Here is a 9,956-nt window from a genome sequence, read left to right as displayed (position 1 = left end):
AGCAGCTTGCAGGCAAAAGTAGAAACAAAGGTTAACCAGCATATAAGAGTTGAATATATAGATGAACAAGGAACCCCTATAAAGCAGGCTACAAATCTAAAAGGAATAACCGGATATAGCTATAGGATAGATAAAGCAGATATACTAAACTACAGCTTAATTGGTGTACAAAAGGATATAAGTAATATAAACAAACCGATAATTCGCTTTGTATATAGGAAAAATCCAGTGCAGGAAAGCACCGCAAACAACATAGCACCACAAAATCGTGCAAAAAGAACCAGAAGAAGCATACCGAGTAATACTGTAAAAACTAATAGAACATACAAATCGGTAACTAGCAGCAGTGCTAAATCATATACCAAATCTAAGTCATCTAAAAAAGATCCATTCCTAGTAAATACAGGAATGACTGCAAAGGAAAAGAAGGCCTTTATACAATATCTCGAAGAGGTAGAGAAGAATGCGAGAAAGAAATACGGGAATAATAAAGATAAGATAAATCATGAGGTTGCAAATGCGATAATATATCCAGTGTACGAAGGAGATATATTACAATCAAATGCGAATAAGCTGGTAAAACCAGACGTATCAAAAAATACTTACAAAAAAGCAGATAATATTTTAGATAATCTACATGAGTTTGATAGATATCCGGTTGACCTCTCTCATATGGCATCACCGTTAGGTAGCTATGAAAGAAGTGATATACGAAGAGAAAGCACAAAATTTGGAGCTAGTCTTCCATATATATTTACAAAAAAAGAGAAGTTCTTTTATCTAAATTCTTATACAGGCGATTATTGGACGCATATGAGTAAAAGCGATTTGAGAGCGGATAAAGATGCATTCATCTTAAGGTATCATCCAAAATACAAAGATAAGTTATATAGCAAAAGCATAATAGACTACTACAGTCAGGACAATCTTGATAAAAAAAGGGAGAAGCTATTTAAAGAAATCTTGGAAAAGCAAGCAGGGCCTGGTGTAACAGCTGATGAGCAATTATTTTTAAATAATTTTTCTGCAACATTATCAATAGGAGGCGTTGGACTACTAATATACTTTGTATATATAAAAAAAGATAAGGAAACAATTAAAAAAGTAAATGTTGCTAAAAAGAATAAAGGTAAAATATTAAGAAAGGCTATTAAGATTTATAAAAAGAAAATAAGCCATTCTTCGATTGGTGAAAGAATAAAAAATATAAAGGCACGAACAACTAGCGCAATTCGCAATGTAAAAAAAGGTATAAGAAATGGCGTAAAGATAATAAAGAAATTAACTAATATAGCTAAAAATAAGTGCAAAAAAATAGTAAGGATGGCAAAGAAGTATATAGCAAAACAAAAAAAGAAAGTTGTATCTAAACTGACAAAGAAGCTGAAAACATTATTTAAAAGGAAGTAGATTGAGCATGAATAAAAATAGAATAATAGGTATTAGTATAATAGCGCTAATTATGGGGATATTGTTAATAATTGCCAACCTATACATAGATCATAACCTCAGAAAATACTCCGTTTACTATGCCCACAACATGGAGCATAAGGAGGGAACACATCCGGAGATGGCAATGGCATTAGAAAATATGGACGTTATCTATAAGCCTAACAAGAAGAATATACGGTATAGGGACGATGGCGGTTTTATCATTTATAATACATTTTCAAATAATGAGCAAGTTATCATTAGTTGCTATCCTAGAGCAAAGGAACTTCGCTATATTTATCATGATTTTACGAAAAAAAGCTACCATTTCAATGAAGCCTTCAGATTAGAATATGGGTATGATAGCTCGACAGGGTTAGATGAAATAGATGCAAAGACGGTAGATCAGGAAGCTCTTTACAAAGACATATACAAGAACTTCGGCTTTATTGTCGAAGCTAACGTCAATCACAAACCACGAATCAATCTGCAGAAACAATTCAATAAGAAATACTATAAGAGATTCAACTAATGGTAAGGTGTGAAACTCAATGAAGAAGATAATAATAACATGCTTAATTACTTTATTTATAACGATAGGACTTGTACATCTATATGATAACTGGTATATAGACTACAATCTCAGGAAATACTCCGTTTACTATGCACACAACATGGAGCATAAGGAGGGAGCACACCCAGAAATGGCAATGGCACTAGAGAACATAAAGGTTATATATACACCAGCAAGTAAAGGCATAAGATATGACTATGATGGACTGGCGAAAGTGTATAACGATATAAATAATCGCAATAATCCTTCGATTTGCGCAACTTATGTATACGGAGTGGAATATCTGTATTCGAAATCAAAGGATAGAAGTTACATATTTAACTCCGATTTTTCATTAAAAGCAATTTATGATTCTAATACAGCCAAGATGGAGTATGAAAAAAGTGATATCGACGAAGAAAAATTATATAAGGAAGTTTATAAGAACTTCGGCTTCCTCGTCGAAGCCAATGTCAATCGCAAACCACTTATTAACATGCAGAAAGAGTTCAACAAGAAATACTACAAGCGATTCAACTAATGGTAAGGTGTGAAATTCAATGAAGAAGATAATAATAACATGTTTAATTACTTTATTTATAACTATAGGACTTGTGCATCTATATGATAACTGGTATATAGACTACAATCTCAGGAAATACTCCGTTTACTATGCACACAACATGGAGCATAAGGAGGGAACACATCCAGAGATGGCAATGGCGATAGAGAATATTGGAGTCATCCATAAACCTAATAAGAAAAATATAAGGTATAGAGAAGATGGTGGTTATGCTATTTACAATAATTATACAGATAGAAAGCAAGCTATCATATGTTGCGATCTAGGAGAAAAAGAGCTTCGCTATGATTTTTATGATGTCACGGATAAAGACTATTATTTCAATGATGCTTTTAATTTAACTCGTGCCTATGACTCATCAATAGGGCCTGATGAAATAGATATCAAGACGGTAGATCAGGAAGCTCTTTACAAAGACATATACAAGAATTTCGGATTTCTCGTCGAAGCTAACGTTAATCGCAAACCGTTGATTGACATGCAGAAAGAGTTCAACAAGAAGTACTATAAGCGATTCAACTAATGAGAAGTTGTGAAATTCAATGAAGAAGATAATAATAACATGCTTAATTACTTTATTTATAACTATAGGACTTGTACAGCTATACGATAACTGGTATATAGACTACAATCTCAGAAAATACTCCGTTTACTATGCCCACAACATGGAGCATAAAGAGGGAACACATCCGGAGATGGCAATGGTAATAGAAAATATAGAGTACATTAAAATACAACGAAGCAAAGGAATTGAATATGATTCAGATGGAAACACAGTAACCTATAATTATAACAATGAAATCGATGGTGATATTCCTTATGTATCAAAGAAACTAGGATACAATAAAAGGATATGCTATTGCTATCATAGTGCTACAGAAAATAAAACCTATTATTTCGATGCTAGCTTTGTATTGACTGAAGCAGATGATAACAAGAGTGGTAGAGCAATCAATATTAATGAGATAAATCACCGAAAGCTATATAAACAGATAATAAAAGACTTCGGCATCCTAATAGAAGCCAATGTCAATCGCAAGCCACTGATTAACATGCAGAAACAGTTCAACAAGAAATACTATAAGCGATTCAATTAAGTGTGAATGGTGAATTTCAATGAAGAAAATACTAATAGCCACTATTACAATAATACTAGGTATATATATTTGTATAATTTTTATATGCGCCGACCTATATATCGACCACAACCTTAGAAAATACTCTGTTTTCTATGCACACAACATGGAGCATAAGGCGGGAACACACCCAGAATTAGCAATGGCATTAGAAAATATGGACGTTATCTATAAGCCTAACAAGAAGAATATACGGTATAGAGAAGATGGTGGTTATACTATTTGCAAAAATTTTTTAGATAGCGAACAATTTAGTATAAGTTATAATCGAGGGGAAGGAGAACTTTTTTATGGCTATTATGATATTACGTATAAAAGTTACTATTTCAATGGTACTTTTAAGTTAACTCGTGCCTATGACTCATCAGTAGGGCATGATGAAATAGATATCAAGACGGTAGATCAGGAAGCTCTTTACAAAGACATATACAATAACTTCGGGTTCCTCGTCGAGGCCAACGTCAATCGCAAACCACGAATCAATCTGCAGAAACAGTTCAATAAGAAATACTATAAGAGATTCAACTAATGGTAAGGTGTAAATTCTGATGAAGAAAAAGCTAAAAATTGTAACAATATTTATAATATCTATAGCTTTCGGATGGTTTACATATACAAATTTATATCCTGCTCAAAATCTCAGAAGATACTCTGTTTACTATGCCCACCACATGGAGCATAAGGATGGAACATATCCTGAGTTAGCTATGGTGTTAGATAATCTTGATTTAATGCGTAAACCGAAAAAAAACAATATAGACTATAGATATGATGGCAGATGTATTATATATAATTTTAAATATAAGGCGGATAACAATGTACCAAGATTATCTCGTACTAACTGGTCCGATGATACTGTATATTGCTTTGTTGACAATAAATATTCATCATACTATTTTGATAGAGCCTTTGAAATAAAAGATGGATTTAGTAGAACTGATACTACGTATAGAGAAGTTGATGTTAATGCCGTAGATAAAGATGCAGTATATCATGATCTTCATAAAAACTTCGGCTTCCTCGTCGAAGCCAACGTCAATCGCAAGCCACTGATCAACATGCAGAAAGGATTCAACAAGAAGTACTATAAGCGATTTAACTAATGGGAAGTTGTGAAATTCAATGAAGAAAGTAATTATAGCCACTATTACAATAATACTAGGTATATATATTTGTATTATTTTCATATGCGCCGACCTATATATCGACCACAACCTTAGAAAATACTCTGTTTTCTATGCACACAACATGGAGCATAAGGCGGGAACACACCCAGAATTAGCAATGGCATTAGAAAATATGGATGTTATCTATAAGCCTAACAAGAAGAATATACGGTATAGAGACGATGGCGGTTTTATCATATATAATACATTTTCAGATAGTGAGCGAGTTATCATAAAGTACAATATTGCAGAAAAGAAAAGCAGATACATATTTTATGATATTACGGATAAGGACTATTTTTTTGATGAAGCCTTCAGGTTAGAATATGGGTATGATAGCTCAACAGGGTTAGATGAAATAGATGCAAAGACGGTAGATCAAGAAGTTCTTTACAAAGACATATACAAGAACTTCGGCTTCATTTTCGAAGCCAACGTCAATCGCAAACCACGAATCAACCTGCAGAAACAGTTCAACAAGAAGTACTACAAGCGATTCAATTAGATGTAGGGCGCAATTTCCACGCCGCAATTACAGAAGCCATAACCATGACAAAGTAGATTCCGCATATCACGAGTGCCGTTTGCTCGAAAAACGACTGTGGCAGCAAGTTGATGAGGTCGCTTTCGTCCGGGTTAAGTCTCCAGTAATTATTTGCAAATAGCACCCTATGAAATACCATAAATGCTTTATCGAAATTTACCGCCGCTATTCCGACTATCAACAGGAAGGCGGCATTTGTAATTATGCATGTGTTGATGAATGTCTTGCAAATCGATGAATGAGCAGATTGCCTGTCTTTACAGTAAAGGGAAATGCAGATGAGAGAGATAAAGAATATTATAGCGGCAATTAGCCTCGCAAGATAAGCTTTGAGGACAATGGTACGCACATCCTTAAGATGAGCCTTTTCGCGCGCAGTGTAAAATTCCTGTCGAGTACCATCGACAGTTACCTCTATATTCAGATTAGAGCGATTTCCGCGCAGATACTCCATCATCTCGCCAAACGCAGACATCGCATTATCCATATCCATATCGCGGTTCAAGTCACCGAGCACCTCTTTTTCTTCAAATTGGTGGCGATAATACCCTGGAATGTGATACATAGTTATATCTGCTGCAGTCAGCAGTGTAGCTATCATGAAGCTCAGTGCGCATATAATTGCAATGATTTTAATCTTCAATTCAGAGGCTCCTTTCTACAGAGTCTAATGTATCATTGCTTTATGATTTCCACAAGGGCAGGGAACTATCTCTGCCGCGGAGGCGAAGCAAATAAACCGAAAAATGTTCTATATATAAAACACAAAATTGCTTTACAATTAAATTAAATGTGATACAATCAATTTACAAACAATTGATTACAAAATTAGATTTAATTTTAGAGGAGGATATTGATATGCAGAAGTATGTATGTGACGTTTGCGGATACGTTTATGACCCGGCAGTTGGTGATCCAGATAATGGAATCGAGCCAGGAACTGCATTTGAGGATCTACCAGATGATTGGGCTTGCCCTCTTTGTGATGTTGGCAAGGATATGTTTTCTGAAACAGACGAATAATAATTAAATACGTTATACAACGAAGTGGGGATATCGCGTTGCGACATCCCCACTTTTATAATAAACTCAACTAATTATGGCACCCATGATTTCCGCATCCGCCCTCGTGGTGATGATGTTCGCCATGATGATTGCACTTAACCTCAGGATTGAATTTAAGTTCATCCTTGAGTAGCAAATCAATAGCTTCATCTGCATTTCCGGAAACGCCACCAAATAGCTTGATATCAGCATCTGCTAGAGCTTGCTGTGCACCTCCGCCGATTCCGCCGCAGATAAGAGTGTCAACATTATTAGTCGTTAAGAATCCTGCAAGTGCGCCGTGACCGGCACCGTTAGTGTCGACAACCTGTGAAGCGATAATTTTTCCATCTTCTACATCATAAAGCTTGAACTGTGAAGTCTTACCAAAGTGTTGGAAGATGTCTCCGTTATCATATGTTACTGCAATTCTCATGATTTTGTCTCCTTTGTAAGTTTTTGTTCCTATGTTGTAATCAATAATACCGGACTGCAAATGTACATGCCCTCCTTCTATTACAAGAAATTTGCCGTTTACAATCGCGTCAGCGAGCTTTGTTCTTGCGCGTTCATATATAGCCGTAACTGTAGTTCGTGCTACATTCATCTTTTTTGCTGTCTCTTCATGGTTTAGATGTTCAAGATCAATAAGCCTTATTACTTCAAACTCATCTACAGAGAGGATAATTTGTTCGCCGTAAGTAATACCTTGCGGCTCGAAACGCGTGTATTCAGGTACAGTTTCAATATGTCTTGGTTTTGTCTTTCTTCCGGGCATGGTACTCTCCATCTGTTATTATTGACATATGTCATCATTATAATACAGCAATGGCTTAAGAAAGTCAACAATTATGACATATGTTAAAAATGATAATTATACTTTTCATGTAAGAATTTGCAACATAAAATATATGTGTAGTTTTCCGATATATCATCTATGAAGATTTTGAATAATACATTTTTTCAAAATCTTCAGTCGAACTTGCTGTTTGAATTTAGCGTGCTAAAGTGATAGTATAGATTCATATCTTATACTGAATTAAATCGAGGTATCGAACATGAATAAAGTTGAATCAAGATGGCTACAGAACTTTGTTGACGCGATTCTGTCGCTAGAGACTGAGGAGGAATGCATAAAGTTCTTCGAGGACATTTGTACGATTAAAGAATTTCAAGACTTAGCACACAGGCTTGAGGTAGCGAGACTTCTTACAGATGGCAAAGTCTTTAATGAAATCAGCAAACTTACCGGTGCAAGCTCCGCTACGATTACGAGGGTCAATAAATGCCTCATGTACGGAGAGGGAGGGTACAAAACTGTACTGGACAAAAATAATAATTTTGAAGAAAACGGAGATACAGAAGAACAGAAATAGTCATGAGCAGATTTATCAGAGAATTATACAAGGATTTTAAGTCATATACACCGGGCGAGCAGCCCAAGGATAGGAAGTATCTCAAGCTCAATACCAATGAGTCGCCGTTTCCTCCTGCACCTGCTGTGTACCAAGCGATGCGTGATGCTGACATGGAGCAGATGCGCCTCTATCCAGACCCGACGGGCAGGAAGCTCAAGGTCAAGATGGCTGAGCTCTATGGGGTGCAGCCGGAGAATGTGTTCCTGTCAAATGGCTCAGATGACATTCTGAACTTCGCTTTCATGGCTTGGAACGACACGAACGACAGTATTGTTATACCCGATGTTACCTATAGTTTCTACGAGGTTGTAGCGCGCCTTCACGAGATAAAATACGAGATTAAACCGCTTCGTGATGACTTGACTGTAGATCTGGAAGGATATATTGGAATAGACAAGAATATCGTTCTGCCTAATCCCAATGCTCCGACTGGAATCGCACTCACCTGTGCCCAGATTGAAGAGCTAGTGAGGTCGAATCCCGATAATGTAGTGATTATAGACGAAGCGTATGCAGGCTTCGGTGCTGAATCGGCGATCCCATTAACTCGTAAATACGACAACCTGCTTGTCGTGCAGACTTTCTCGAAGTCGAGGAGCTTTGCGGGAGGAAGGCTTGGCTTTGCGATAGGAGATGCTGCTCTTATCGAGGATCTGACCAAGATGCAGTATTCGACGAATCCTTATGCGGTCAACGCGATGTCGCTGATTCTGGCAGAAGCTGCAGTTGATGAGGAGGACTACTATCAGGAGAACATGCAGCGCATAATTGAGGCTAGGGTCTATGCGGCGGAGAAGTTGAACAATATAGGCTTCGATGTACTACCGTCTCAAGCAAATTTTCTTTATATGAAGATGGACGGCTTTGGCGGCCGAGAATTATATGAGAAACTCAAGGAACGTGGAGTGCTTGTGCGCCACTTTGCTAAACCTAGGATAGATGACTTTATCAGGGTGACGATTGGTACTAAAGCGCAGATGGATGAGTTTGTCGAAGTTATAAAGGTGGTATTGGCGGATAGATAGAACGAGGGGTTCCGATTAATAACAAATTATAAGATAAGAAAGAGCTAGGTCTGATGACCTAGCTCCTGTATTTTGACTCTGGTTATTATAGCTAAATGGGAGCTATCATTACCCCTCATACTTAAAACTATCCATATAACGCAGTTTGAACAGATTGCGTTCGTGAAGCATATCGATGCGCTCCTTAGTTTTAGGGTCTTCGATTTCGCCAGTTCTGATATAGCGGTCGAGAACTTCGTAAGTGAAGCCGAGCTTATCCTCATCTGTCATTCCGCTCAGACCATCTGAAGGGACCTTCTCAATCAAGACTTCGGGTACTCCGAGTGCGCGGCCCATTGCGCGGATTTCGGCAGTTGTAAAAGATGAAATCGGACTAAAGTCACCTGCCGCATCTCCGTATCTAGTTGAGTAGCCAACCCAGTCCTCGGAAAGGTTGCAGGTGTTGGCAACCCTGCCATTTCTCGACTGACCGACAGCGTATAGAGTTGCCATTCTGAGGCGAGGAGCTAGATTGATAAGAGAATCCTTGCTTAGTTCGCCAATGGCGCACTCGATGTCTTTAACTGCGCCACTATAAGCCGCTTCTATATTGATGACGTGACTCTCTATGCCAAGGTGGTTAATCAGGAGAAGAGCCATATCCATATCGCTTTGTTCACCATTAGGCATCATTATTCCGAGCACTCTTTCCTTGCCGAGAGCTTGAACCAGAAGTGCAGCAGTTATCGAGCTGTCCTTTCCGCCGCTGATACCGATTATTGCGTTACAGCCGGGACCGTTCATCTGAAACCAATCGCTGATCCATTTTACGGTTGCATCAACAGCTTTTTTTGCATCAAAACCCATAATTTCCTCCTATATTCCAAATGGGCGAATTACCCTCTCAAGTATCCCGTTGCAATATGCGATGACCATTCCATAGTTCGCAATCGGGATGCCCTGTGTATCTGCCTCGCCGAGTCTGTACTGCATCTCGCACCTATTAAGCATACATGCACCGCAGTGAATTATGAGCTTATAGCCACTGAGGTCACGCGGATATTCACCGCCTGAAGT

Annotated in this window: 14 protein-coding genes and 1 pseudogene; 11 read left to right on the top strand and 4 right to left on the bottom strand. The window is 37.6% G+C overall.

Annotation, left to right across the window (positions count from 1 at the left end):
- The 8 genes from AXF17_RS00515 to AXF17_RS00480 form a co-directional block, all read left to right on the top strand.
- Nucleotides 1-1,410, top strand: a 1,410-nt coding sequence (locus tag AXF17_RS00515) for a MucBP domain-containing protein (protein WP_207651566.1), incomplete at its 5' end; no start/stop codon positions are given.
- A 7-nt stretch (nt 1,411-1,417) separates the two neighbouring features.
- On the top strand, nt 1,418-1,963 hold the full coding sequence (locus AXF17_RS00510) for a hypothetical protein (protein WP_094233320.1): 546 nt from the start codon (nt 1,418-1,420) through the stop codon (nt 1,961-1,963).
- Nucleotides 1,964-1,982: 19 nt separating this feature from the next.
- Nucleotides 1,983-2,525, top strand: coding sequence for a hypothetical protein (locus tag AXF17_RS00505; protein ID WP_094233319.1), 543 nt, complete (start codon nt 1,983-1,985; stop codon nt 2,523-2,525).
- Between the two features lie 19 nt (nt 2,526-2,544).
- Nucleotides 2,545-3,090 carry a hypothetical protein gene (locus AXF17_RS00500; protein ID WP_094233318.1) on the top strand — a complete coding sequence of 182 codons (546 nt, stop codon included), beginning with the start codon at nt 2,545-2,547 and terminating at the stop codon, nt 3,088-3,090.
- 19 nt (nt 3,091-3,109) lie between these two features.
- Nucleotides 3,110-3,664, top strand: coding sequence for a hypothetical protein (locus tag AXF17_RS00495; protein WP_094233317.1), 555 nt, complete (start codon nt 3,110-3,112; stop codon nt 3,662-3,664).
- A 19-nt stretch (nt 3,665-3,683) separates the two neighbouring features.
- A complete protein-coding gene (locus AXF17_RS00490; RefSeq protein WP_094233316.1) occupies nt 3,684-4,232 on the top strand; it encodes a hypothetical protein in 549 nt (182 codons plus the stop codon).
- A 19-nt stretch (nt 4,233-4,251) separates the two neighbouring features.
- Nucleotides 4,252-4,806, top strand: a complete 555-nt coding sequence (locus AXF17_RS00485) for a hypothetical protein (protein ID WP_094233315.1) — start codon at nt 4,252-4,254, stop codon at nt 4,804-4,806.
- Between the two features lie 19 nt (nt 4,807-4,825).
- Nucleotides 4,826-5,374: a hypothetical protein gene (locus tag AXF17_RS00480; RefSeq protein WP_094233314.1), complete on the top strand. Its 549-nt coding sequence runs from the start codon at nt 4,826-4,828 to the stop codon at nt 5,372-5,374.
- On the opposite strand, the gene AXF17_RS00475 is transcribed toward AXF17_RS00480, so the two are convergent.
- Nucleotides 5,367-6,056 carry a TIGR01906 family membrane protein gene (locus AXF17_RS00475; protein ID WP_094233313.1) on the bottom strand — a complete coding sequence of 230 codons (690 nt, stop codon included), beginning with the start codon at nt 6,054-6,056 and terminating at the stop codon, nt 5,367-5,369. The two genes, AXF17_RS00480 and AXF17_RS00475, sit on opposite strands and share 8 nt — an antisense overlap.
- Before the next feature lie 215 nt (nt 6,057-6,271).
- Between AXF17_RS00475 and rd the strand changes: the two genes are divergently transcribed.
- Nucleotides 6,272-6,436 (top strand): rubredoxin, encoded by a 165-nt coding sequence (rd, locus tag AXF17_RS00470; RefSeq protein WP_094233312.1) that lies wholly within the window; start codon nt 6,272-6,274, stop codon nt 6,434-6,436.
- 70 nt (nt 6,437-6,506) lie between these two features.
- On the opposite strand, the gene AXF17_RS00465 is transcribed toward rd, so the two are convergent.
- Nucleotides 6,507-7,235 (bottom strand): DUF134 domain-containing protein, encoded by a 729-nt coding sequence (locus tag AXF17_RS00465; protein WP_094233311.1) that lies wholly within the window; start codon nt 7,233-7,235, stop codon nt 6,507-6,509.
- Between the two features lie 280 nt (nt 7,236-7,515).
- Here AXF17_RS00465 and AXF17_RS00460 point away from each other — a divergent pair, with 280 nt between their 5' ends.
- Nucleotides 7,516-7,833, top strand: a complete 318-nt coding sequence (locus tag AXF17_RS00460; protein WP_094233310.1) for a YerC/YecD family TrpR-related protein — start codon at nt 7,516-7,518, stop codon at nt 7,831-7,833.
- A 2-nt stretch (nt 7,834-7,835) separates the two neighbouring features.
- Nucleotides 7,836-8,900 (top strand): histidinol-phosphate transaminase, encoded by a 1,065-nt coding sequence (gene hisC / locus AXF17_RS00455; protein ID WP_094233309.1) that lies wholly within the window; start codon nt 7,836-7,838, stop codon nt 8,898-8,900.
- Between the two features lie 108 nt (nt 8,901-9,008).
- On the opposite strand, the gene nadE is transcribed toward hisC, so the two are convergent.
- Both nadE and AXF17_RS08885 read right to left on the bottom strand, forming a co-directional pair.
- The gene (nadE, locus tag AXF17_RS00450; RefSeq protein ID WP_094233308.1) at nt 9,009-9,746 is read right to left on the bottom strand and encodes an NAD(+) synthase; all 738 of its coding nucleotides are present in this window, start codon (nt 9,744-9,746) and stop codon (nt 9,009-9,011) included.
- A 9-nt stretch (nt 9,747-9,755) separates the two neighbouring features.
- Nucleotides 9,756-9,956 (bottom strand): annotated as a pseudogene (locus AXF17_RS08885) ([FeFe] hydrogenase H-cluster maturation GTPase HydF); the annotation flags it as partial.

This window comes from Mogibacterium pumilum (assembly GCF_002243385.1).
GTDB classification, from domain to species: domain Bacteria; phylum Bacillota; class Clostridia; order Peptostreptococcales; family Anaerovoracaceae; genus Mogibacterium; species Mogibacterium pumilum.
The sequence above is the reverse complement of the archived record's forward strand: the minus strand, read 5'-3'. Positions and strand labels throughout refer to the sequence as shown.

Excerpts from the sequence above, each read along its gene's own strand:
- hisC (WP_094233309.1), top strand. The coding sequence starts at position 7,836 with ATGAGCAGATTTATCAGAGAATTATACAAGGATTTTAAGTCATATACA.
- AXF17_RS00460 (WP_094233310.1), top strand. The coding sequence starts at position 7,516 with ATGAATAAAGTTGAATCAAGATGGCTACAGAACTTTGTTGACGCGATT.
- AXF17_RS00490 (WP_094233316.1), top strand. The coding sequence starts at position 3,684 with ATGAAGAAAATACTAATAGCCACTATTACAATAATACTAGGTATATAT.
- AXF17_RS00480 (WP_094233314.1), top strand. The coding sequence starts at position 4,826 with ATGAAGAAAGTAATTATAGCCACTATTACAATAATACTAGGTATATAT.
- AXF17_RS00505 (WP_094233319.1), top strand. The coding sequence starts at position 1,983 with ATGAAGAAGATAATAATAACATGCTTAATTACTTTATTTATAACGATA.
- rd (WP_094233312.1), top strand. The coding sequence starts at position 6,272 with ATGCAGAAGTATGTATGTGACGTTTGCGGATACGTTTATGACCCGGCA.
- AXF17_RS00500 (WP_094233318.1), top strand. The coding sequence starts at position 2,545 with ATGAAGAAGATAATAATAACATGTTTAATTACTTTATTTATAACTATA.
- AXF17_RS00510 (WP_094233320.1), top strand. The coding sequence starts at position 1,418 with ATGAATAAAAATAGAATAATAGGTATTAGTATAATAGCGCTAATTATG.
- AXF17_RS00465 (WP_094233311.1), bottom strand. The coding sequence starts at position 7,235 with ATGCCCGGAAGAAAGACAAAACCAAGACATATTGAAACTGTACCTGAA.
- AXF17_RS00495 (WP_094233317.1), top strand. The coding sequence starts at position 3,110 with ATGAAGAAGATAATAATAACATGCTTAATTACTTTATTTATAACTATA.
- nadE (WP_094233308.1), bottom strand. The coding sequence starts at position 9,746 with ATGGGTTTTGATGCAAAAAAAGCTGTTGATGCAACCGTAAAATGGATC.
- AXF17_RS00485 (WP_094233315.1), top strand. The coding sequence starts at position 4,252 with ATGAAGAAAAAGCTAAAAATTGTAACAATATTTATAATATCTATAGCT.